At 74.2% G+C, this 22,236-nt stretch carries 19 protein-coding genes; 15 read left to right on the top strand and 4 right to left on the bottom strand.

The window, feature by feature from the left end; all coding sequences use genetic code 11:
* Window positions 1–4: 4 nt before the first annotated feature.
* The 4 genes from CW362_RS44090 (at window position 5) to CW362_RS21080 (ending at window position 5,719) form a co-directional block, all read left to right on the top strand.
* Window positions 5–1,978 carry an LpqB family beta-propeller domain-containing protein gene (locus CW362_RS44090; protein WP_103551063.1) on the top strand — a complete coding sequence of 658 codons (1,974 nt, stop codon included), beginning with the start codon at window positions 5–7 and terminating at the stop codon, window positions 1,976–1,978.
* Between the two features lie 165 nt (window positions 1,979–2,143).
* Window positions 2,144–3,070 carry a S66 peptidase family protein gene (locus CW362_RS44085; protein ID WP_103551103.1) on the top strand — a complete coding sequence of 309 codons (927 nt, stop codon included), beginning with the start codon at window positions 2,144–2,146 and terminating at the stop codon, window positions 3,068–3,070.
* Window positions 3,071–3,116: 46 nt separating this feature from the next.
* The gene (locus CW362_RS21085) at window positions 3,117–3,665 is read left to right on the top strand and encodes a GNAT family N-acetyltransferase (protein WP_103551062.1); all 549 of its coding nucleotides are present in this window, start codon (window positions 3,117–3,119) and stop codon (window positions 3,663–3,665) included.
* Window positions 3,666–3,742: 77 nt separating this feature from the next.
* Window positions 3,743–5,719, top strand: a complete 1,977-nt coding sequence (locus CW362_RS21080) for a DUF5107 domain-containing protein (RefSeq protein WP_103551061.1) — start codon at window positions 3,743–3,745, stop codon at window positions 5,717–5,719.
* A 243-nt stretch (window positions 5,720–5,962) separates the two neighbouring features.
* Here CW362_RS21080 and CW362_RS21075 read toward each other — a convergent pair whose 3' ends face one another.
* Entirely contained in the window at window positions 5,963–6,310 is a 348-nt protein-coding gene (locus tag CW362_RS21075; protein WP_103551060.1) for a VOC family protein, read from the bottom strand.
* A gap of 118 nt (window positions 6,311–6,428) precedes the next feature.
* Here CW362_RS21075 and CW362_RS21070 point away from each other — a divergent pair, with 118 nt between their 5' ends.
* The 3 genes from CW362_RS21070 to CW362_RS21060 all read left to right on the top strand — a co-directional run bounded on the left by CW362_RS21070 (window position 6,429) and on the right by CW362_RS21060 (window position 9,908).
* Window positions 6,429–6,920 (top strand): phage holin family protein, encoded by a 492-nt coding sequence (locus CW362_RS21070; protein WP_376451571.1) that lies wholly within the window; start codon window positions 6,429–6,431, stop codon window positions 6,918–6,920.
* A 259-nt stretch (window positions 6,921–7,179) separates the two neighbouring features.
* A complete protein-coding gene (locus tag CW362_RS21065) occupies window positions 7,180–9,027 on the top strand; it encodes a transketolase (protein WP_103551059.1) in 1,848 nt (615 codons plus the stop codon).
* Between the two features lie 140 nt (window positions 9,028–9,167).
* A complete protein-coding gene (locus CW362_RS21060) occupies window positions 9,168–9,908 on the top strand; it encodes a GvpL/GvpF family gas vesicle protein (RefSeq protein WP_103551058.1) in 741 nt (246 codons plus the stop codon).
* A 92-nt stretch (window positions 9,909–10,000) separates the two neighbouring features.
* Here CW362_RS21060 and CW362_RS21055 read toward each other — a convergent pair whose 3' ends face one another.
* The 3 genes from CW362_RS21055 to CW362_RS21045 all read right to left on the bottom strand — a co-directional run bounded on the left by CW362_RS21055 (window position 10,001) and on the right by CW362_RS21045 (window position 12,700).
* Window positions 10,001–10,171 (bottom strand): hydrophobic protein, encoded by a 171-nt coding sequence (locus tag CW362_RS21055; RefSeq protein ID WP_103551057.1) that lies wholly within the window; start codon window positions 10,169–10,171, stop codon window positions 10,001–10,003.
* 43 nt (window positions 10,172–10,214) lie between these two features.
* Window positions 10,215–11,042, bottom strand: coding sequence for a class I SAM-dependent methyltransferase (locus CW362_RS21050; RefSeq protein WP_103551056.1), 828 nt, complete (start codon window positions 11,040–11,042; stop codon window positions 10,215–10,217).
* Between the two features lie 158 nt (window positions 11,043–11,200).
* Window positions 11,201–12,700 (bottom strand): bifunctional phosphatase PAP2/diacylglycerol kinase family protein, encoded by a 1,500-nt coding sequence (locus tag CW362_RS21045; RefSeq protein ID WP_103551055.1) that lies wholly within the window; start codon window positions 12,698–12,700, stop codon window positions 11,201–11,203.
* A 103-nt stretch (window positions 12,701–12,803) separates the two neighbouring features.
* Between CW362_RS21045 and CW362_RS21040 the strand changes: the two genes are divergently transcribed.
* The 8 genes from CW362_RS21040 to CW362_RS21005 form a co-directional block, all read left to right on the top strand.
* Complete coding sequence (locus CW362_RS21040; RefSeq protein ID WP_103551054.1) at window positions 12,804–14,423, top strand: ABC-F family ATP-binding cassette domain-containing protein; 1,620 nt, start codon at window positions 12,804–12,806, stop codon at window positions 14,421–14,423.
* A 172-nt stretch (window positions 14,424–14,595) separates the two neighbouring features.
* Window positions 14,596–14,838 carry a DUF6158 family protein gene (locus CW362_RS21035; protein WP_103551053.1) on the top strand — a complete coding sequence of 81 codons (243 nt, stop codon included), beginning with the start codon at window positions 14,596–14,598 and terminating at the stop codon, window positions 14,836–14,838.
* Complete coding sequence (locus CW362_RS21030) at window positions 14,835–15,101, top strand: maleylpyruvate isomerase N-terminal domain-containing protein (RefSeq protein ID WP_338069074.1); 267 nt, start codon at window positions 14,835–14,837, stop codon at window positions 15,099–15,101. Before CW362_RS21035 ends, CW362_RS21030 begins: the two co-directional genes overlap by 4 nt.
* A gap of 309 nt (window positions 15,102–15,410) precedes the next feature.
* Window positions 15,411–16,880: an FG-GAP and VCBS repeat-containing protein gene (locus tag CW362_RS21025; protein ID WP_103551052.1), complete on the top strand. Its 1,470-nt coding sequence runs from the start codon at window positions 15,411–15,413 to the stop codon at window positions 16,878–16,880.
* A gap of 489 nt (window positions 16,881–17,369) precedes the next feature.
* Window positions 17,370–18,164 (top strand): RNA polymerase sigma factor SigF, encoded by a 795-nt coding sequence (locus CW362_RS21020; RefSeq protein WP_103551051.1) that lies wholly within the window; start codon window positions 17,370–17,372, stop codon window positions 18,162–18,164.
* A gap of 454 nt (window positions 18,165–18,618) precedes the next feature.
* Window positions 18,619–19,728: a hypothetical protein gene (locus tag CW362_RS21015; RefSeq protein ID WP_103551050.1), complete on the top strand. Its 1,110-nt coding sequence runs from the start codon at window positions 18,619–18,621 to the stop codon at window positions 19,726–19,728.
* Window positions 19,729–19,934: 206 nt separating this feature from the next.
* On the top strand, window positions 19,935–21,182 hold the full coding sequence (locus tag CW362_RS21010; protein WP_103551049.1) for an aminotransferase class I/II-fold pyridoxal phosphate-dependent enzyme: 1,248 nt from the start codon (window positions 19,935–19,937) through the stop codon (window positions 21,180–21,182).
* Window positions 21,179–22,236, top strand: a 1,058-nt coding sequence (locus CW362_RS21005) for an MBL fold metallo-hydrolase (RefSeq protein WP_103551048.1), incomplete at its 3' end; no start/stop codon positions are given. The genes CW362_RS21010 and CW362_RS21005, both read left to right, overlap by 4 nt.

The raw sequence follows: 22,236 nt of genomic DNA, 5'->3' as shown, positions 1-22,236 counted from the left end.
CGAGATGCAGACCACGCCGTACGGTTCATGGCCCTCGCCGATCGGTGCGAGGCTCGCCGCCGCGCACGACGGCCGTCCCGAGTTCGTCGGGTTCGTCGGCGACGAGGCCTGGTGGACCGAGCCCCGGCCGGCCGAAGGCGGGCGGCACACACTGGTCCGGCGGAAGGCCGACGGCACCGAGGAGCCCGTCCTCCCGGCCCCCTGGAACGTGCGCAGCCGCGTCATCGAGTACGGCGGCAGCCCCTGGGCGGGGATCATGCTTCCCGAAGGCCCGCTGATCGTCTTCGTCGACTTCGCCGATCAGCGCCTCCACGTCTGCGAGCCCGGAGGCGAACCGCGCCCGTTGACCCCGCTCTCGCCGGTGGGCGGCGGACTGCGCTGGGTGGATCCGCAGCTGCGGCCGGAGCACGGCGAGGTCTGGTGCGTCATGGAGGAGTTCACCGGGGAGGGACCCGCCGATGTGCGCCGGGCCGTCGTCGCGGTGCCGCTGGACGGATCGGCGGCGCGGGACCGGGACGCCGTGCGCGAACTGTCCGACGGGCGGCACCGGTTCGTCACCGGGCCCCGGCTCTCGCCCGACGGCCGGCAGGCGGCCTGGCTCGCCTGGGACCACCCGCGCATGCCCTGGGACGGCACCGAGGTGATCCTCGCGGACGTCACCGGGCACGGCACGCTGTCCGACCCGCGAGTCGTCGCGGGGGGCCCGGAGGAGTCCGTCGTCCAGGCCGACTGGGCGGCCGACGGCACGCTGCTCTACGTCAGCGACCGCAGCGGCTGGTGGAACCTCTACCGTCTCGGCGCGGAGGGCGGGGCGATCGCCGTCTGTCCGCGCGAGGAGGAGTTCGGCGGCCCCCTCTGGAGGATCGGACTCCGCTGGTTCGCGCCGCTGGACAGCGGTCTGGTCGCCGTCGTGCACGGGCGGGGCGCCACCCTGCTCGGGATACTGGACCCCGAGACCGGCGAACTCGTCGACACGGCGGGTCCCTGGACCGAGTTCGCGTCCACGCTCGCCGTCCACGGCAGCAGGGTCGTCGGCGTCGGAGCCAGCCCCCGCAGCGCCTACGAGGTCGTCGAACTGGACGCCCGCACCGGCCGGGCCCGGGTGATCGGCGCCGCGCACGACGGCCCGGTCGACCCCGCGTACTACCCCGAGCCCCAGATCCGTACCTTCGCCGGCCCCGACGGACGCGAGGTGCACGCGCACGTCTACCCGCCGCACCACCCCGGCCACGTCGGCCGCGCCGACGAACTCCCGCCGTACGTCGTACGGGTCCACGGCGGCCCCACCAGCAGGTCACCCCTGGTCCTCGACCTGGAGATCGCCTACTTCACCTCCCGGGGGATCGGGGTGGCCGAGGTCAACTACGGCGGATCGACCGGCCACGGACGGGAGTACCGCAACCTGCTGCGCGAACAGTGGGGTGTCGTCGACGTCGAGGACTGCGCCGCCGTCGCGCTCGCCCTCGCCGACGAGGGCACCGCGGACCGGCGGCGGCTCGCGATCCGCGGCGGCAGCGCGGGAGGCTGGACGACCGCCGCCTCGCTGGCCACCACCGACGTCTACGCCTGCGGCACGATCCTCTATCCCGTGATCGACCTCACCGAGTGGGCCTCGGGCGAGACCCACGACTTCGAGTCGCAGTACCTGGAATCGCTCGTCGGCCCGATCGCCGAGGTGCCGGGCCGGTACACGGAGCGGTCGCCGTCCACGCACGCCGACCGGATCACCGCTCCCTTCCTGCTGCTCCAGGGGCTCGACGACGCCGTCTGCCCGCCCGCGCAGTGCGAACGCTTCCTGGCCCGTGTCGAGGAGCAGGGCCGCCGTGTCCCGCACGCCTACATCGCCTTCGAGGGGGAGGGGCACGGTTTCCGGCGCGCCGAGACGATGGAACGCGCCCTGGAGGCCGAACTCTCCCTGTACGCCCAGGTCCTCGGACTGAATCCGCCCGGCATCCCCACCCTGGAGCTGTCGAAATGAGGCGGCCAGCCGCCGGGGAGGGACCGGGCGGATCCCCCCGCCCCACCCGGCGCCGGACGACCACCCCCGGACGGGGCGCCGACACATGAACCGCCCGCACATGAACCGCCCGCACATGAACCACCAGCGACCGGAGCCGCACGAGTGATACGAACGACCGCACCGATCCCCGCCCTGACCCGACCCGCGCGGCTCGCCGCCGGGGCCAGGGTCGCGGTCGTCGCGCCCAGCGGGCCCGTCCCCGAGGAGCGGCTCGAAGCCGGCCTCGACATCCTGCGCGGCTGGGACCTCGACCCCGTCGTGGCGCCCCACGTCCTGGACCGGCACACCGAGTTCCCCTACCTGGCGGGGACGGACGCCGACCGGGCCGCCGACTTCCAGGCGGCCTGGTGCGACCCGGACGTGACCGCGGTGCTGTGCGCCCGCGGCGGGTACGGCGCCCAGCGCATGATCGACCTGCTCGACTGGGACGCCGTCCGGGCCGCGGGGCCCAAGGTCTTCGTCGGCTTCAGCGACATCACCGCACTGCACGAGGCGTTCGCCACGCGGGTGGGGCTCGCTACCCTGCACGGACCGATGGTGGCGGCGTTCGACTTCCTGAAGAACGAGCGGTCCCAGGAGCATCTGCGGGCGACCCTCTTCGAACCCGAGTCGGTGCTGACCGTCGCCTCCGGCGAAGCCGCCGCGCTGGTGCCCGGGAAGGCCACCGGTGTCACGCTCGGCGGCTGCGCCAGCCTGCTGGCCGCGGAGCTCGGCACCCCGCACGCCCGTGCCGGTGCCAGGGGAGGGCTGCTCCTGATCGAGGACGTCGGCGAAGAGGCCTACCGACTGGACCGGATCCTGACACAACTGCTGCGCGGAGGCTGGCTCGACGGCGTGGCCGGGGTCGCGCTCGGCTCGTGGGTGGACTGCGGACCGTACGAGGAGCTCCGCGCGGTGTTCGCCGACCGGCTCGGTCCGCTCGGCGTTCCCGTCGTCGAGCACTTCGGATTCGGGCATGCGGAGGGGGCCCTGACGATGCCGTTCGGTGTCCGGGCCGAGCTCGACGCGGACGCGGGGACACTGACCCTGGAGGAGCCCGCGCTGCTCTGACCTCGGCAGAGCCGCCGCCGGGTCCGTGCTCGCGTAAGGTGACCGGATGCCTCAGAAGATCGGCTTACTCGCCGAAGGCCCCCGCGTGGGCATTCGCCGTTTCACCCTCGAGGACGGCCCGGAGTTCACCGCACGGGCCGGGGAGAGCCGGAGCCTGCACCGGCCCTGGCTCTTCCCGCCCGATGACACCGCCGCCTACGCCGCCTACGCCGGACGGCTCATCGAGGACCCGACCAAGGCCGGGTTCCTCGTCTGCGAGCGGGACGGCGGGGGCATCGCCGGTTTCATCAACATCAACAACATCGTCGAGGGCGGCTTCCTGTGCGGTGCCCTCGGCTACGGCGCCTTCGCGCACGCGGCGGGACGCGGGCTGATGACCGAGGCCCTCGGCCTCGTCGTGCGGTACGCCTTCGGGGAGATGGGTCTGCACCGGCTGGAGATCAACGTGCAGCCCGGCAACGCGGGGTCGATCGCCCTCGCCCGCAAGTGCGGCTTCCGGCTCGAGGGCTTCTCACCGGACTTCATCCGCATCGACGGTGCCTGGCGGGACCACGAACGGTGGGCGATCACCGCGGAGATGGTCGAACCCGGCTGACCGCCGGCGCCTTTGCGGAGTCCTGACCCGATTCCGGTGAGCCGACACCCTGGTCAGCAGGCCGATGACCATGTTCCATGGTCGTCGTGACGACGATCCGACGTGACGTACTGACCCTCCCGGCGGCCGAACTGGGTCCGAGCAATCCGCTGCCGCCCCTGCGGACCCTCGACGAGGCGCACCGCATCGACGACCGCGACCGCGTCGGCCTGCCGGGCGACATGGCCCGGCAGATCGGGTACGAGCCGCTGCGCAGCGTGCTGCCCGAGCGCATACGCGACGGGTACGGGCGGGAGAGGACGCCGCGCGAACTCGACGCGATAGTCATCGAGAACGACCGGCTGCGCGCCACCGTGCTGCCCGGCTACGGCGGCCGCGTCGTCTCGCTCTTCCACAAGCCCACCGCGACGGAACTGCTCTACACCAACCCGGTGCTCCAGCCGGCCTGCTTCGCCCTCAACGGCGCCTGGTTCTCCGGCGGCATCGAGTGGAACATCGGGGCCACCGGGCACACCACCCTGTCGTGCTCACCCGTCCACGCCGCCCGGGTCCCCGCCCCGGACGGCGGCGAGATGCTCCGCCTGTGGGAGTGGGAACGGCTGCGCGACCTCCCCTTCCAGGTCGATCTGTGGCTGCCGGACGGCTCCGACTTCCTGCACGTCGGCGTGCGCGTCCGCAACCCGCACGAGAGGCCCGCCCCGCTGTACTGGTGGTCCAACATCGCGGTCCCCGAGGAGCGCAGGGTCATCGCCCCCGCCGAGGAGACCTGGCACTTCGGCTACGAGCGACGGCTGCGCCGGGTGCCCGTGCCGACGCACGAAGGAACCGACCGGACGTACCCGCTGAACAGCACCTTCCCCGCCGACTTCTTCTACGAGGTGCCCGACGGCCGGCGCCGCTGGATCGCCGCGGTCGACGCATCGGGCGAGGGCCTGGTCCAGACGTCCACCGACGTCCTGCGCGGGCGCAAGCTCTTCGTCTGGGGCTCGGGGCCCGGCGGGCGGCGCTGGCAGGAGTGGCTCACCGAGCCGGGGACCGGCGGGTACTGCGAGATCCAGGCCGGGCTCGCCCGCACCCAGCTCGAACACGTACGGCTCGAGGCCGGGAGCGAGGTCTCCTGGCTGGAGGCGTACGGGCCGCTGTCCGTGAGCGCGGAGCGCGCGCACGGGGCGGACTGGGAGGCCGCGCGGGCGGAGGTCGAGGGCCGCCTGGAGAGTGCCCTCTCCCGGGAGGCGGTCGACGCCGCGTACGCCGCCTGGCTGCCGCACGCCGACAGCGCGCCCGGCGAGGTCCTCGCCGTCGGATCAGGCTGGGGAGCGCTCGAAGTGCTGCGCGCCGCGCACAAGTTGCCCGGCACGCCCTTCGCCGAGAGCACGCTCGGGGACGACCAGGAGCCGTGGCTGGAACTGCTGCGCTCCGGAGCGTTCCCGGAGCCCCGGCGGGTCGGCCCGCCCGGCGAGACGCTGGTGGCGCCGCACTGGCGCGACATGCTGGAGACGGCTCCCGCCACACCGGTCGCCGAGTACCACCTCGGAGTCGCCCAGTGGCACGCCGGAGACGTGGCCCAGGCCGTGCGGAGCTGGGAACGGGCGCTCGGACTCGCCCCGTCGCTCTGGCCGTTGCTGCGCTGTCTCGCCGTCGCCGACCAGGAGGCGGGCGACGACGAGCGCGCCGCCGACCGCTACGCCGAGGCCTTCGACGACCTGTGCCGGGAGCGGCGCGACGACGGGCAGTGGTGGACCGCGGCGACCGCCGCGCTCGGGCGCGAGGCCATCGACGCGCTGCTGACGGCCCGCCGTACGGCCGAGGCGCGTGCCGTGTGGGAGCGGCTGCACCCCGCGACCCGGGAGCGCGGCCGGTTCCGTCTCGTCGAGGCCGAACTGCTGCTCGCCGAGGGCCGCCGCGAGGACGCGCGGGCGGTCTTCGACGCGGGCTTCGAGGTCGCCGACCTGCGCGAGGGGGCGGAGACCGTCGACCGGCTGTGGTCCCGGCTCGGTGACGAACCCCTGCCGGCGCGCTACGACTTCCGCATGCGGCCGCCGTCCACGCCCTGAGCCGTCCCGCCCCGTCACGTCCCACGCCCGGGGGTCCCGCTCCGGGGACCGTCCGGCGCGGGGCTGTCCGATACCGGGCCGTCCGGCGCCGGGCGGTTCCCGCCCGGGCCGTCGACCCCGCCCCCGGTCCGGCTCCGCCCCCGGTCCGGCTTCGGCCGCGGTCCGGCCTTCGTGGTCACGGTCCCGGTTGCTCCGCCGCCGGGTGGGGCGTCCGGGACCGGTCGCGTCCGGGCGCGGTGCCGCTCAGCCGTTGCGGTCCGCGTACTCGTACACCGATCCGTCGGGATGGACGGCGATGAGGTTGCGGCCCGCGGGTGTCTCCACCGGGCCCGCGACGACACGGGCGCCGAGGCCGGTGAGGACCCGGCCGGTCTCCTCGACGTCCTTGACGGCGATCGTCGCCGCGACCTTGCGCAGCACGTCGAGTTCGGACGCGGGCCCGCTCATCAGCAGGAAGCAGCCGACCGCGGCGACCGACACGCCGCCGCGCTCGAAACGGAGCGCCCTGCCGCCCGCGAGCCGTTCGTAGAAGGGGACCGCGGCCTCCAGGTCGTCGACGCAGACGCGCAGCGTGGCTCCCAGAATCTCCATGAGGGCGAGCCTAGTTGGGCGCGCGCGGCGGGGGAGATCGATTCGGACGATCGCCCCCGGCGCCGGGGCCGATCCGTTACGGGTCCGGCCCGGCGGGTACCCGCGGACGATGAAGCGCATCGAGCACCTGGAACAGCTGGAGCATCTGGACAGGGAACTCGTCGACGAACTCACCGCGGTGGCCCGCGAGACCGTCCGGGACGAACTGCGCGAGCAGACGCGCGCGAAGCGCCGGACGGCCGTGCTGTACGCCGCTTCGGGCGCCGCCGCGCTGTACGCGGGCGCCGCCCTGGTCCTCGCCCTCGGTCTGGCCCTCGCGTCGGCGGTGCCCGGCTGGACGGCCGCCCTCGTCGCGGGGGTGGCGCTCGGGGCCGTGGCGTACGCGCTGCGGGGCACGGCCCGGTCGTCCGCGCACGGGCCGACGACCGGGAACGCGGACGCGCTCGCCCCGCCCGGCCGGGTCATCGGCGCCCACGCGCCCGCCTTCCCGCCCGGCGGCCTGGGCCTGATGTACCCGCCGATGCCGACCGGGGCGCCCGGTGTCCCCGACGGCGGTACGGGCCCGGTTCCCTCCGACGACCCCGAGGTGTGGCGCCGCCGGGCGCGATGAACCCTCCGCCGCGCACGGCGCCGGTGCCGTGTCCGCGGCCCCGCCGGGCGGGTACGCGGGGCCGGAAAGTGCCCGCCCGGGGCGGGAGAGCGTCTCCGGCTTCCGGTCCCGGCGGGAAACACCGGGCGTGCCCGTGTTTGGGCGCCGAGGTCGGGGGGACGCGGAAAGCCCGTACGGCGGGAGGGAACCGGCCTCACCCGAAGGGAGGGGCCGGGGCACCGGGCTGTCCAGGAACCGCCGGAGGTCTGGAAGGAGCATCATGAACACACGCCAGCTCATCGACCTGGCCCAGCAACTGCGCGTCGACAGCGTCCGGGCCGCCGACGCCGCGGGCTCGGGGCACCCGACGTCGTCCATGTCCGCCGCCGACGTGATGGCGGTCATGCTGGCCAACCACACACGGTACGACTTCGAGCGCCCGCAGCATCCCGGCAACGACCGTTTCGTCCTCTCCAAGGGGCACGCCTCACCGCTCCTGTACGCCGCGTACAAGGCGGCCGGCGCGCTGAACGAGGCCGAACTGCTCACCTTCCGCAAGGCGGGCAGCAGGCTCGAGGGGCACCCCACGCCCCGGCGGCTCCCGTGGGTCGAGACCGCCACCGGATCGCTCGGCCAGGGGCTTCCCGTCGGGGTCGGCATCGCGCTCGCCGGAAAGCGGCTCGACCGCACCGGATACCGCGTCCGGGTGCTGTGCGGCGACAGCGAGCTCGCCGAGGGATCGGTGTGGGAGGCCGCCGAGCACGCGGGCCACGAGCACCTCGACAACCTGACCGTGATCGTCGACGTCAACCGTCTGGGCCAGCGCGGACCGACCCGGCACGGACACGACCTCGACGCGTACGCGCGCCGCTTCGGGGCGTTCGACTGGCACACCGTCGAGGTCGACGGACACGACGTGGACGCGATCGACCGGGCCTTCCTGGAAGCGGACTCCACCAGCGGACAGCCCACCGTGATCCTCGCCCGCACGCTGAAGGGCAAGGGCGTGGCCTCGGTCCAGGACCGCGAGGGACTGCACGGCAAGCCGCTGCCGGACGCCGAGGAGGCGATCGCCGAACTCGGCGGTGTGCACGACCGCCGGGTGGAGGTCCGGCAGCCGCCCGCCGCCAGGATGCTGCACGCCGTACGCTCCGGACACCTCGACCTGCCGCGGTTCGAGACCGGTGACGAGGTCGCCACCCGCGACGCCTTCGGGAAGGCGCTCGCCGCGCTCGGCGGCGCCCGCGGTGACGTCGTGGCCCTGGACGGCGAGGTCGGCGACTCGACCCGCGCCGAGTTCTTCGCCAAGGAACACCCCGAGCGCTACTTCGAGTGCTACATCGCCGAGCAGCAGCTGGTCGCCACCGCCGTCGGCATGGCCACGCGCGGCTGGGTGCCCTACGCCTCGACGTTCGCGGCCTTCCTCACCCGGGCCCACGACTTCGTCCGCATGGCGTCCGTCAGCGGCACGGGCGTCAACCTCGTCGGCTCCCACGCGGGCGTCGCCATCGGGCAGGACGGGCCCTCGCAGATGGGCCTCGAGGACCTGGCCATGTTCCGGTCCGTGTACGACTCGACCGTGCTGTACCCCTGCGACGCCAACCAGACGGCGAAGCTCGTCGTCACGATGGCCGGTCTGGAGGGCATCCGCTATCTGCGCACCTCACGCGGTGAGAGCCCCGTCATCTACAGCGCGACCGAGGAGTTCCCGGTCGGCGGCAGCAAGGTGCTGCGCGCCTCCGCCGACGACCGGCTCACGCTCGTCGCGGCGGGCGTCACCGTCCACGAGGCGCTGGCCGCCGCGGAAGCGCTCGACCGCGAGGGCATCCAGGCCCGCGTGATCGACCTCTACTCGGTGAAGCCCGTCGACCGCGCGACCCTGCGCGAGGCCGCCGAGGAGACCGGCTGCCTGGTCACGGTGGAGGACCACCGGGAGGAGGGCGGCCTCGGGGACGCGGTGCTGGACGCCTTCACCGACGGCCGCCCCGTGCCCCGCCTGGTGCGCCTCGCCGTCCGTACGATGCCGGGTTCCGCGAGCCCCGACGAGCAGCTGCGCGCCGCGGGCATCGACGCCGGGTCGATCGCGGCGGCGGGCCGTCTGCTGGTCGAGACGGCCATGGTGCGCTGACCGGTCCGGGGGGCGGAGATGCCCCCCGCGGCGCGCCCGCCGGAGCGCGGGCGGGCCGTCGTGGTGCGCCGACCGGAGTCCGGAGCGCACCATGGGCAGTACGCCGCGGGGGGCGCGAGTGGAAGCGCGGGAGGAGACCCATGAGCGCTCTGCGCTATGTGTACGCGATCTGCCGCCCCTTCTCGGCGGCGCTGTCGGCCGAGCTGACCGGGGTCGGGGGCATTCCGCCCAGGCTGCTGCGCCACGGCGACCTGATCGCCGTGGTCGGCTCGGTCCCGGAGCGGGAGTTCGCCGCGGAGCCGCTGCGCCGGCGGCTGGAGGACGTCCACTGGCTGGAGGCGACGGCCCGCGCGCACCAGAGCGTCATCGACGCGCTCACCGCGGTCACCAGCCCGCTGCCGCTCCGGCTCGCCACCGTTCTGCGGGACGACAGCGGCGTACGCGTGATGATGGACGAACGCAGGGAGGATTTCCTGCGGACCCTCGACCGGCTCGACGGGCGGGTGGAATGGGACGTGCGGGTGTATGCCGGACCCGCGGGAGATTCCGGGGATTCCGGGAGCTTCGGGAACTCCGTGGACGAATTCACGCGCCGGCTGCACGACACCCTTTCCGAGTGTGCCGAAGAGAACCGGATGCTGACTCCGCGGAATCCGGAATCGGCTCGGGAGGCTCCGCCCGGGGAAGAAGGCGAGAAAATATTCGATGCGGCCTATCTGGTGCCGCGCGCGGACTCGGGGGAATTCGTGGAACTGGTGAACGGAAAGGTGGGGGAGGAGCCGGGGGTGCGGGTGGAGCTCACGGGGCCGTGGGCCGCCTACTCCTTCACTCGGTCCACGGGCCTCACCGGGTTCACCGGCCTCACGAGCTGTACGGGCTGAGCGGCACGGAGCCCGGCCCGGGGTCCAGGACTGTCCTGGACCCCGGGCCGGGCAAAGCCTTTTCTCCCCGGGTTCTCATCGGAGGGGAAGGGCTACCACCTGTACCAGCGGCCCCGGCCGCCGGAAGCGTTCGTGCCGCGCACCAGGAATCCGAGCAGCCACAGGACGATGACCACCAAAGCTATCCACCACAGAATCTTCAGCGCGAATCCGGCACCGAAGAGAATCAACGCGAGCAGCAGAACCAGCAGAATGGGAACCATAGTGTGTAACCTCCTGCGTTCCTGGTTGCCCGATATCGCGGGATCACGCTTCCTTTCGGCAGAGAATTTCTCCGTGCAGGACGGAGAACCAGCCGTCCTCCTGCCGCCCCCACTCCCGCCAGGCGTCCGACACCGCCCGCAGCTCCTCGGGGGTCGCGTGGCCCCCTTCCGTGGCCCGCTCCGCGTACGCGGACGCCACCGTGCGGTCGGCCCACAGACCGCTCCACCAGGCCCGCTCGTCCTCGGTGGAGAAGGTCCAGGTGCTCGACGTGGCCGTGATGTCCCGGATCCCGGCCGCCAGTGCCCACGACTTGAGACGGCGGCCGGCGTCGGGCTCGCCCCCGTTGGCACGGGCCACGCGCAGATACAGGTCCTGCCAGTCGTCCATGCCCGGAGACGACGGGTACCAGGTCATGGCCGAGTAGTCCGACTCGCGGACGGCGATGAACCCGCCGGGCTTGGTGACCCGGTGCATCTCGCGCAGTGCCCGCACCGGATCGCCCACGTGCTGGAGCACCTGGTGGGCGTGGACCACGCAGAACGTGTCGTCCGGGTACTCCAGCGCGTGGACGTCGGCGACGGCGAACTCGACGTTGTCCAGGCCGCGTCCGGCCGCCGTCCGGCGTGCCTGGTCCAGGATGCCGGGGGCGTGGTCGACAGCGGTGACCCGGCCGTCCGGGACCAGTTCGGCCAGGTCCGCGGTGATGGTGCCCGGTCCGCAGCCGATGTCGAGGATCTGCATGTGCGGCTTCAGTGAACCGAGCAGGTAGGCCGCCGAGTTGGCGGCGGTGCGCCAGGTGTGCGAGCGGAGCACCGATTCGTGGTGGCCGTGCGTGTAGACGGCGGTCTCCTGCGGCTTCGACTGCGACATGACCGATCCCCTTCTCGTCGTACGGGACTCGCCCGGAGCGCGCGCACTCCCGGAGTGCGCACTCCCTGAGGCGACGTCATCACCGTACGCGCTCATGCCGCATTATGAGATACGCGTCTTGTCATGTGGACAACACCCGTCCCTGTCCGGGCCCGTGGTCAGCGCGCGGCCGCGGGGCGGTAGACGGTCAGCGCCTCGGGGCTCTTGCGCAGCGTCACCTCGCCGCTCACCTCGGTGACCTCGCCGTCGTAGGCCAGCAGCGTTCCCGGCGCCACACCCTCGACGCGCAGGCGGCCCACCCGTACCGCCGCGTGCGCGGGGGAGCGGGTGAGGGGCCCCGCGAAGGCCGCGGCCAGCAGCCGCACCGCGGGATGGCGGCCGCCGTGCACGACCCGTACGTCGAGGCGGCCGTCCGCGAGGTCGAAGCGGCGGGCGGGTGCCAGGCCCATCCGGTGGTAGGTGCCGTTGCCGGCGAACAGCAGCCACAACGGGTGGCTGCGCCCACCGAGTTCGGCCCGCAGCGGGTGGTGGTCGGCCCGGAGCACGCGCAGGGCGCCCAGTACTCCGGCCGGCCAACTGCCGATCACCTGGGACCAGTTCTCCCGCTCGCGCACCAGCTCCGGATAGACGCCCAGACTGCACGTGTTGAGGAAGATGCCCTCCGTGCCGCCGGAGGCGAACCGGCCCACGTCCACCTGGACCGCCTCGCCCTCCTGGAGCGCGCGGGCCAGATCGCGTTCGCCCTCCACGCCGAGGTCGTGGGCGAAGTGGTTGAGCGTGCCGCCCGGCAGGACGGCGAGGGGGATCCCGTGGCGCAGGGCGACCTCGGCCGCGGTGTTCACCGTGCCGTCGCCGCCGCACACGCCCAGCACCCGGGCGCGGGCCGCCGCCTTCTCCAGCTCCTCCCGCACGTCGGCGGGTTCGCACTCCACGATCTCGGCCCCCGGCAGCGCGGCGGCCAGCGCGCCGGCCCGCTCCGCGGTGCCCGAGCCCCTGTTGGCCACCATGACCAGGCCCTCGCCCTCGGCCAGCGCGGGCGCGTCCGTGCGCGGGCGCCCCGGCGGGGTCACCTGGTCCCGGGTCGGCACCAGCGCCCGCACCGCGTACGCGGCGCCGACGCCCAGCGCCGCACCGGCCACGACGTCGCTCGGGAAGTGGACCCCGGTGTAGACGCGGGACAGCGCCACCGCCGCGGCGAGCGGCGCCACGGCGGCGCCCCAGCCGCGGGACTCCAGCGCCACCCCCGCGGCGAAGGCCGCGGCGGAGGCCGCGTGCCCCGACGGGAACGACGTGGTGACCGGCTGCCGCTTCAGCTGCCGGACGGCCGGCACCGGGCCGAGGCCGGGGCGGGTGCGGCGCACCGAGCGCTTGCCGACGGTGTTGATCGTGGCCGAGGCCAGGGCGAGCGAGGCGACGCCCCGGACGGCGGCCCGGCGGGCCCGGGGGGTGCGGCTCGCCGCCACCGCGGCGGCCGTGGCGAACCACAGGAGACCGTGGTTCGCGCCCCGGCTCAGCCGCGGCAGCACGGGGTCGCAGCCCGGCCAGTGCCGCGCCGCGACCGCCTCGAAGAGGCGCAGGTCCAGGCCGAGCAGGCGGTCCCGAAGGGCGTGGCGGCCCGGTACGAGGGCGGTCAGGTCGACATCCGGGGTCGTGGTCATGCGGCTCCGTCTACCCCGGATCGGGCGCTTCCCGCCCCGGCCCCGGGCCCCCGCCCGGATACGCGTTTGCCCAGCACCCCCGCTCCCCGGAGAATGCCTGCCCATGGGACATCTCGAAGCCGCACACCTTGAGTACTACCTTCCCGACGGGAGGGCGCTGCTCGGCGACGTGTCGTTTCGGGTCGGGGAAGGGGCCGTCGTCGCCCTGGTGGGACCGAACGGCGCCGGCAAGACGACGCTGCTGCGGCTGATCTCCGGGGAGATCAAGCCCCACGGCGGGACCGTGAACGTCAGCGGCGGGCTCGGCGTCATGCGCCAGTTCGTGGGGTCCGTACGCGACGAGACGACCGTGCGCGAGCTGCTCGTCTCCGTGGCCCCGCCCCGTATCCGCGAGGCCGCGAAGGCCGTGGACGCCGCCGAGCACGCGATGATGACCGTGGACGACGAGGCGGCGCAGCTCCAGTACGCGCAGGCGCTGTCCGACTGGGCCGAGGTCCGCGGGTACGAGGCCGAGACCCTCTGGGACATGTGCACGATGGCTGCCCTCGGCGTCCCCTATGAGAAGGCCCAGTGGCGCCTGGTGCGGACCCTGTCCGGAGGCGAGCAGAAGCGCCTGGTGCTGGAGGCGCTGCTGCGCGGCACCGACGAGGTGCTGCTCCTCGACGAGCCGGACAACTACCTCGACGTGCCCGGCAAGCGCTGGCTGGAGGAGCGGCTGGGGGAGACCCGCAAGACCGTGCTGTTCGTGTCGCACGACCGCGAACTCCTCGCCCGCTCCGCCGAGAAGATCATCAGCGTCGAGCCCGGCCCGGCCGGTGCGGACGCCTGGGTGCACGGCTCCGGTTTCGCGACCTATCACGAGGCCAGGCGCGAGCGGTTCGCGCGCTTCGAGGAGCTGCGCCGACGCTGGGACGAGAAGCACGCGCAGCTCAAGAAACTCGTGCTGAACCTCCGTCAGGCGGCCGCCGTCAGCCATGAGATGGCGTCCCGCTACGCGGCCGCGCAGACCCGTCTGCGCAAGTTCGAGGAGGCCGGACCGCCTCCGGAGCCGCCGCGCGAGCAGGACATCACGATGCGGCTGCACGGCGGACGCACCGGGGTGAGGGCCGTGACCTGCAAGGGGCTTGAGCTCACCGGGCTGATGAAACCCTTCGACCTGGAGATCTTCTACGGCGAACGCGTCGCCGTCCTCGGCTCCAACGGCTCGGGCAAGTCGCACTTCCTGCGGCTGCTCGCGGGCGGTGACGTCGCGCACACCGGAGAGTGGAAGCTCGGCGCCCGCGTGGTCGCCGGCCACTTCGCGCAGACGCACGCCCACCCGGAGCTGGAGGGCCGCACGCTCCTGGACATCCTGTGGACCGAGCACTCCCAGGACCGCGGAGCCGCGATGTCCAGGCTGCGCCGCTACGAGCTGACCGCCCAGGCCGAGCAGCGCTTCGACAAGCTGTCGGGCGGCCAGCAGGCACGTTTCCAGATCCTGCTCCTCGAACTGGAGGGCTCGACGGCCCTGCTCCTCGACGAGCCGACCGACAACCTCGACCTGGAGTCCGCGGAGGCACTTCAGGAAGGCCTCGAGGCGTACGAGGGGACGGTGCTGTCGGTCACCCACGACCGCTGGTTCGCCCGCTCCTTCGACCGCTACCTGGTCTTCGGCTCGGACGGCCGGGTACGGGAGACGCAGGAGCCGGTGTGGGACGAGCGCCGGGTGGAGCGGGAGCGGTAGGCGGGCCGTAGGGGCGGCGGACTCGTCCCGGAGAGGCCCGGCACCCCGGATGTTCGTAGAGTGGAGGGAGAAGGTCTCAATCCATGGCTCCCTCCCGGACGCCGCTCGGGGCACCGTTTGCCCGGGTCGGCGCCCGGACCGCACCGACGGCCACGACGAGCGGGGTAGCACCATGACCGGAGTCGAACCGGACCGGCTGGACGACCAGCAGTTGATGAAAGAGCTGGAGGCCATCCACCGCACCCGCCACGACACGTTGCTGCACGGTTCGAACGACGCGCTGCACACCCACAACGTGCGCATGGCCCAGCTGGAGGGCGAGTATCTGCGCCGCCATCCCCGCCGGCCCGTCTCCGCGGGCCGTACGCGTGAGGGGGCCCGGGAGCGCGGACCCGCGGGGGTGCCGCCTGCGTGACCGGCCCGGACCCGGTCACCACGCGTCCGATGCCGGCCCGGCAGGCCGCGGCCCTCGAACTGTCCGGCCGACGCGTCCACGCGATCCGTGACGACCGGTGGGACGCCCCCACGCCGTGCACCGGGTGGAGCGTGCGCGACCTCGTCGGCCACCTCGCCGCCGAGCAGGCCCGGGTGCCCGCGCCTGTCCGGGACGGCGACACCGTCGGCCCGGCCGGCGACGCGCGGACGAAACCGCTGTGCCCGGTCGGCCGCAGGCCCTGACGACGCGCGTCACCGTACGGGCAGGGGCCGCGGCGGACCGACCGCCGGGACCGGCCCCGGCGTCTCCCGCCGCCCAGGTCCTCACGGCGCCGCACGCCGCGCGTTCCGTCGACCGCCCCGGACGCGGGGGCGGGGAACCCCGGCCGGCCCGCACCCGGAAGGGCGCGGGCCCGTGGCGTCGTACGGAGCGTTCGCCCGCTGTTCATCGCACAACCATCGACCGTTGACGGATGTCTTCCCGGTGAAACTCACTCGCGCGCGCTCGCGGCCCCGCACCGTCCGCGACCGCCCGCGCCACAAGGAGGAACCGTGGGCATCCGCAGACCGGCCGTCACCGCAGCAGCAGCCGCCGCGCTGATAGGGGCGTTCACCGTGCCGCTCGCCGGGGGGACGGCGTCCGCGACGGAGGGCACCACCGCCGTGCGGGAGGACTTCGACGGCGACGGCCACCAGGATGTCGCCGTCGCCGCCCCCGCCGCCACCGTGGCCGGACACACGTGGGCGGGCTACGTCGCGATCAGCTACGGCTCCGCGAACGGTCCGGGCCGTACCGTGGTCATCACCCAGGACACCCCGGGCGTGCCCGGCACCTCCGGTGACAACCACGGCTTCGGCTACGCGTTGATCCCCCGCGACCTGGACGGCGACGGCTTCACCGACCTGGCCGTGGCGACGAACGAGTACCAGCCGGCGAACAACGTCAGCGGTTCGGTGATCGTCCTCTGGGGCAGTTCGAAGGGCGTCTCCGGAACGGGCGCGGCCACCGTTCTCGCACCCGTGAACGCGTTCGTCGGCGAGAACATCACCGCGGGCGACTTCGACGGCGACGGGCACGTGGACCTGTTCCTGCGCAACGCCGAGGACTACGACCTCCGCGGAGTGCTCTACGGCCCGTTCGGCCGGAACGGGGAACCGGCGCGCGACCAGCAGCTGAACGCGTTCAGCACCGACAACACGATGTGCACCACCGCCGCGGGTGACTTCAACGGCGACGGCATCGACGACCTGGCCACCTTCTACGTCTACGAGAACCATGCCGAGGGCGGCAAGCTGTGGCTCGGCACGCCACAGGGTCTGTCCACGGTCCCCCGGCGGATGAACTCCGCGAACACCACCGCCGTCGGCGACTTCGACAAGGACGGGTACGCCGATCTCGCCACCCGGGTCTACCCGAACGGCGACACGGAGGGGATGCAGTACGACTCGGGGACGATCAAGATCTACTACGGCTCGGCGGCCGGGCCCGGCACGACCCGTACGAAGACGATCACCCAGGACACCGCGAGTGTGCCCGGCGTGAGCGAGAAGAACGACCGCTTCGGGGCGCGGCTGAGCGCGGGCGACGTGAACGGCGACGGCTACGCGGATCTGGCCGTGGGTGTTCCGGGCGAGGCCATCGGCTCGGTGACGAAGGCCGGCTCGGTGGTGCTGCTCAAGGGCGGCAGGGGCGGGCTCACCGGCACGGGCGCGCAGGCGTTCCACCAGGACACCGCCGGTGTGCCGGGGGCGGCGGAGAAGGGTGACCTCTTCGGCGGGTCGCTGCGACTGCTGGACGTCACGGGCGACGGGAAGGCGGACCTGACCACGGGCGCGCCGGGGGAGGACCTGGGCACGATCGTGAACGGCGGCGCCGTGTGGCTGCTCCGCGGCACGGCGTCCGGCCTGACCGCCGCCAAGGCCTTCGCCGAGAACCCGGTGGACCTGGGGGCGCCCGCGACGAAGGCGCAGTTCGGGATGAACCTGGCCGGCGACAACGGACCGAACCAGCTGATCCCGTAAGCCTGCGGACGATTCCGCGGGGCCCGCCGACTCCCGGGCCGCCGCTCACCGCGGGCCCGGATCCACCCGGTGGAAACCGAACCCCTGCTCCTTCCCGGAGAAACCCGGACGGGGGCGTCGGCGCGCGTGCGGGCAACCCGCCCGGAACGGCGAAGGTCTGGCCCGGGAGGCCCGGCGGAGTACTCCTGAGCCGGGTTTCGCGGTGCGCCACGGACAGGGTCCGGCCCGCGGGACCCGGCTCTCGGGGAGCCCGGCGCGGGGGAAGAACCCGTTCTCCCGGACCCCGGGAGAACGGGAAGCCCGGCTCGAGGGACAATCGAGCGGTGTTTGCCCCGCATGGCGCGGGGCAGACGCAGTTGCAGTGCTTCGGACAGGAGGCACGTCCGTGGGAGCGGTGATCCGCGCCATGGGTGTACTCGTCCGGCGCACGGGTGCGTTCCCACGATGACTGTCCATCACACGGCATCATCAAGGGAGTTGCGACGCATCATGCGAACCCGAGCGAGCGCGACGCACCATCCGCACGACGACGCCCCCGACACCGCGGAGGCGTTCCGCAGGCTCGACGCACTCCCCCCGGGGCAGGAGCGCGACGCGCTCCGCGCGGAGATCGTCGAGTCCTGGCTGCCGATGGCCGAACGGCTCGCGGGCCGCTTCCGCAGCCGTGGCGAGAGCCACGAGGACCTGCGCCAGGTCGCGGCGCTCGGGCTGGTCAAGGCCGTCGACCGCTACGACCCCGAGCTCGGCAACGCCTTCGAGAGCTACGCCGTGCCGACGATAACCGGCGAGATCAAGCGCCACTTCCGCGACCACATGTGGACCCTGCACGTGCCGCGCCGGGTCCAGGAACTGCGCAATCGGGTCCGGTTCGCCGGCCAGGACCTGTCGCAGACCATCCCGGGCCGCCGGCCCACGGTCACCGAGCTCGCCGAGCACGCCGGCATGAGCGAGGAGGACGTCCGGACGGGTCTGGAGGCCCTGGAGAGCTTCACCGCGCTCTCCCTCGACGCCGAACTGCCGGGCGGCGAGGACGGCTACTCCCTCGGCGACGGCCTCGGTTCACCCGATCCGGCCCTCGACACCGTCATCGACCGCGAGGCCGTCAAGCCCCGGCTCCAGGCCCTGCCCGAGAGGGAACGCGCCATCCTCTACATGCGCTTCTTCGACGACATGACCCAGAGCCGCATCGCCGACGAACTGGGCATCTCCCAGATGCACGTCTCCCGCCTCATCAGCCGCTGCTGCACCCGGCTGCGCGACCAGATCATGCGCGACGCGGCCTAGGGCGGATCGGATCGGGCCGGGCCGGGCCGGACCGGGCCGCCGACGGTGCCGTCACGGTGGTGTGACGTGGCATCAGGTCCATCGGCGGACCGCCCTGGAGGCGGCACCCGCCCGGCGCCGCGGAGCGGCCGTCGTCCGGGCATCCGGGCGGTTCCGTGGTCGCGGCTCCTGCGGGGGCGGCTCTCCCGCGGGCCGCGCGCGGGGCGCCGTACGGCCGGTACGGCGGGTCCCCCAGGGCATCCGGCCGCGGGTGGCGTGCGGGCGGTGGCCGCGGGTGTGTCCAGGTCGCGGGGGACCGGTGCCGTGCGGTGGCGATGTCACCCGCTCGGGCCCCCGCTTTCCCGCGAATGGTGCCCGGCCGTTCGCGCCCGGCGGTACGGCGGGCTCTGATGGCCCCGAGGGGCACGACGGCCGTGGCCCTCGGACCGCAAGCCCCGCCGAAGGAGCCCCGCTCATGCGCCGTACCGCCCGTGCCCTGTACGCCACCGCCCTGGCCGGCGCCGCCCTCGGCGCCGCCGCGTCGGGCGCGTTCGCGGATCCGGCCGCGGAGGTCAGTCCGGGCTCCGTCGAGCCGGGCGGCACCGTCACCGTCACGGTCAGCTGCGAGGAGACCGGGGGGACCCTGCCCGACTCCATCGACGCCAGCTCCCAGGGGTTCCAGGAGGGCAGGGTCCAGCTGCACCGCGTCGAGGGCGCCGACCCGGGCGCCGCGGGCGCGGCCTCCTACAGCGGCACCGCCCACGTCTCGTCCGGCGAGCCCGGCACGGCTCCCGACCAGGCCGCGTACTCCGCCACGCAGGGAGCCGCCACAGGGCGCGGCGCCGACGGTCCGGGGGCCGCGGACGCTTCCGACGCGAAGAATCCCGACGGCGCGGGCGCGGCGGCGGCGGTCCCCGGGTCCGGGGGCCCGGACACCCTGGGTCCCGATGCCCCGGCCCCCGCTTCCGGCGGCGGCGATCCCGCGGTCCCGGTCCCGCAGACCGCCGGCACCGCGGGTCCGAACGCGGTCGGTCCGGACACCGTGGGCCCCGATGGAGTGGGTCCCGAGACGGTTCCCGACACGCTGGGCCCCGACACGCTGGGCCCGGACACGGTTCCCGACACGCTGGGCCCCGACACGGTCGGCCCGGACACGGTTCCCGACACGGTCGGCCCGGAGACGGTTCCCGACACGCTGGGCCCCGACACCGCGGCTCCCGGCACGGTGGGCCCGGACCGGGCGGACCCCGGCACCGGGGGCGCCGACGGGCGCTGGAACGTCGGCGGCGTCTGTCCCGCACCCCCCGGCGGTCACGGGAAGCAGTGGACGGCCTCGTACGCCGTGGCCCGGGGTGTCACGGCGACGCACGGTCCCGACGGCGGGATCGGCCCCGACCACCTCGCGGGCGGGCGCCCGCCCACCGTCCAGCGGGGCGTACGGGCCGGCGAGGGCGGTGTGTTCACCGACTCCGTGCCGGCCCTGGTCGCCGGCGGAGTGCTGATCACCGGGGCCCTGGGCGCGGCGGCGCACCGGCTGCACAGACTGCGCAGGCGACGTTACGCGGCCGGGAGGACGGCACGGTGACGGTGGACGGCACGGCGGCCGACGAGGTGACGGGCACACACGTGAGGACACGCCCGGGGCGGCACGCCTCTGGGTGCTGAGCGGCTCACGGCACGGACCCGCGGGCAGCGCCCGGTGAGCTGGACGAGGGGACGAAGAGACCGGAACCGTACGGGCGGGCGGGCTCCGGAACGGGGAACGGCGGTATCCACGGTGCGGAGGCAGACATGCGGCGGACGGCCCCGGAGAGCCACGGACCGGTCCGGTACGGTCCGCCCCTGCCCGACCAGGGCCTGCCCGTGCCGCCGGAACTCCGTTCCGTGCTGGCCGCCGCCGCGGACCGCTTCGCCGCCGAGCCCTTCGGCGGCGGCCCGGTTCTCCTCGACGCCGCCGGCGGCTACTGGACCCGCCGCGGACTGCGCGCCGCGCCCGACCGGGTGGCGGCCGCCCCCGGAGCCCCCGCGCTGCTGCTGGCCCTGACCGGCGCGCTCGGCGGCGACCTCCTCGTGCCCCGCCCGTGCGCCGCGTGGTGGGCGCCGCAGGCACGCCTGCTGGGCAGGTCCGTGTTCCACGTGGCGACGCCCGCGGAGTGCGGCGGTGTCCCCGACCCCTACGCCCTCCTGGAGACCGTCCGCAGGGTCCGCGCGGAGGGCGGCGACCCGCGGCTGCTCCTGCTGTCCGTCGCCGACGACCCGACCGCCACCGTCGCACCCCCCGAGGTGGTGCACGAGGCCGTCGAGGCCGCGGCGGGCGAGGGACTGCACGTCGTCAGCGACGAGACCTGGCGCGACACCCTGCACCGGCCGCAGGACACCGTGCTGCTCAGCCCCGCCGAGATGCTCCCCGACGACGTCGTGGCGATCACCGACCTCGCGGGCTCCTTCCTGCCGCAGGGCTGGCCGGCCGCCGTCGCCCGCTTCCCCGACAACGACGCGGGCGCGTCGCTGCGCTCCCGCGTCCTCGACGTGCTCACCGTGCTGGGCGCGCGCGTCGCCGAACCGGTCGCGGCCGCGGCCGCGTACGCGCTCGACGAGCCCGCCGTGGTCGCCGACCGGCTCACCGCCGCCGTACGCCTGCACGCGCGCGTGGCCGGGGCCGTCCACCACGCGGTGGGCGGCGCGGGGGCCGTCGTGCGTCCCCCGCAGGCCGGCCGACACCTGTACGTCGACCTCGGTCCGCTCCGCTCCGCCCTCGCCGCGCACGGCGTCGGTGACGCGCAGGACCTGGAGGACTGGCTCTCCGCCCGGCTCGGCATGCCCGCCCCGGGCGGCCACCGCTTCGGCGACGACCTCGCCGCCCTCCGGGTCCGCCTCGGCACCGGGCCGCTGCTCGGCTCCACGGAAGAGGAGAGGGAGGAGGCGCTCGCCTCCCCCTCGCCACTGGAACTGCCGCATGTGCAGCGCGCGTTGACCCTTCTGGAGTCGGTCTTCGACGATCTCCGTGACGACGCTCGGCGACGGGAGTCCCCTCGATGACGCAGCAGTCCGAGTCGACCACCACGAGCACGACGCCCCGGGACACCGGTGATCCCGCGCCTCCGGCCGCCCCGGTGCGGGGGCACCCCGCCGTCCTTCCGCCCCCGCCGCTCGCCGAGCCGCGCCCGCTCGGCGAGCGGCGTGTCTGGCCCCGGTCCTTCGTGGACCGGCTGACCGCGCCGCTGCCGGGGCTGCGGGCCTTCACGCGGCTCGCCCGCGAGGGCTCCCTGCGGCCGCGCGCCGAAGGGCTCGCCGACATCCCGCTGCTGCCCTTCGAGCCGGGACCGCTGCCGGGCGTGGACGCCGGGACGGTCGCCGTCTCCTGGGCGGGACACGCGAGTTGGGTGATCCGGATCGGCGGGCTCACCGTCCTCACCGACCCGGTCTGGTCCCGCCGGATCGTGGGGACCCCCACTCGGATCACCCCGGTCGGCGTGGCCTGGAGCGCGCTGCCGCGGGTCGACGCGGTCGTCATCAGCCACAACCACTACGACCATCTGGACGCGCCGACCCTGCGCCGACTCCCGCGCGACACACCGTTGTTCGTACCGGCCGGACTCGGACGCTGGTTCAGGCGCCGCCGGTTCACCCGTGTCACCGAGCTCGACTGGTGGGAGGCGGTCCGGCTCGACGGCGTCCGCTTCGACTTCGTCCCCGCCCACCACTGGTCCAGGCGCACCCTCACCGACACCTGCCGCTCCCTGTGGGGCGGCTGGGTCCTCACGGCGCCCGAGGGCCGGTGCGTGTACTTCGCGGGCGACACCGGATACGGCCACTGGTTCACCCGCATCGGGCAGCGCCACCCGGGGATCGACCTCGCCCTCCTGCCCATCGGCGCGTACGACCCCCGCTGGTGGCTGGGCGACGTGCACTGCGACCCGGAAGAGGCCGTGCGGGCCGCCGTCGACCTGCGCGCGCGGCGGATGGCCCCGATGCACTGGGGCACGTTCGTGCTCTCGGCCGAGCCCGTGCTGGAACCGCTGCGGCGGGTGCGGGCCGCGTGGGAACGGGCGGGCCTGGCCCGGGAGAACCTGTGGGACTTGGCCGTGGGAGG

Origin of the sequence: Streptomyces populi (assembly GCF_002911015.1) — a bacterium.
GTDB classification, from domain to species: domain Bacteria; phylum Actinomycetota; class Actinomycetes; order Streptomycetales; family Streptomycetaceae; genus Streptomyces; species Streptomyces populi.
The sequence above is the reverse complement of the archived record's forward strand: the minus strand, read 5'-3'. Positions and strand labels throughout refer to the sequence as shown.

Coding starts and splice junctions, on each gene's coding strand:
- CW362_RS21075 (WP_103551060.1), bottom strand. CDS start 6,310: ATGGAGATTCTGGGAGCCACGCTGCGCGTCTGCGTCGACGACCTGGAG.
- CW362_RS21060 (WP_103551058.1), top strand. CDS start 9,168: ATGAGCGCTCTGCGCTATGTGTACGCGATCTGCCGCCCCTTCTCGGCG.
- CW362_RS21085 (WP_103551062.1), top strand. CDS start 3,117: ATGCCTCAGAAGATCGGCTTACTCGCCGAAGGCCCCCGCGTGGGCATT.
- CW362_RS21010 (WP_103551049.1), top strand. CDS start 19,935: ATGCGGCGGACGGCCCCGGAGAGCCACGGACCGGTCCGGTACGGTCCG.
- CW362_RS21040 (WP_103551054.1), top strand. CDS start 12,804: ATGGGACATCTCGAAGCCGCACACCTTGAGTACTACCTTCCCGACGGG.
- CW362_RS21065 (WP_103551059.1), top strand. CDS start 7,180: ATGAACACACGCCAGCTCATCGACCTGGCCCAGCAACTGCGCGTCGAC.
- CW362_RS21045 (WP_103551055.1), bottom strand. CDS start 12,700: ATGACCACGACCCCGGATGTCGACCTGACCGCCCTCGTACCGGGCCGC.
- CW362_RS21020 (WP_103551051.1), top strand. CDS start 17,370: ATGCGAACCCGAGCGAGCGCGACGCACCATCCGCACGACGACGCCCCC.
- CW362_RS21015 (WP_103551050.1), top strand. CDS start 18,619: ATGCGCCGTACCGCCCGTGCCCTGTACGCCACCGCCCTGGCCGGCGCC.
- CW362_RS21080 (WP_103551061.1), top strand. CDS start 3,743: ATGGTCGTCGTGACGACGATCCGACGTGACGTACTGACCCTCCCGGCG.
- CW362_RS21035 (WP_103551053.1), top strand. CDS start 14,596: ATGACCGGAGTCGAACCGGACCGGCTGGACGACCAGCAGTTGATGAAA.
- CW362_RS21050 (WP_103551056.1), bottom strand. CDS start 11,042: ATGTCGCAGTCGAAGCCGCAGGAGACCGCCGTCTACACGCACGGCCAC.
- CW362_RS21055 (WP_103551057.1), bottom strand. CDS start 10,171: ATGGTTCCCATTCTGCTGGTTCTGCTGCTCGCGTTGATTCTCTTCGGT.
- CW362_RS44090 (WP_103551063.1), top strand. CDS start 5: ATGCAGACCACGCCGTACGGTTCATGGCCCTCGCCGATCGGTGCGAGG.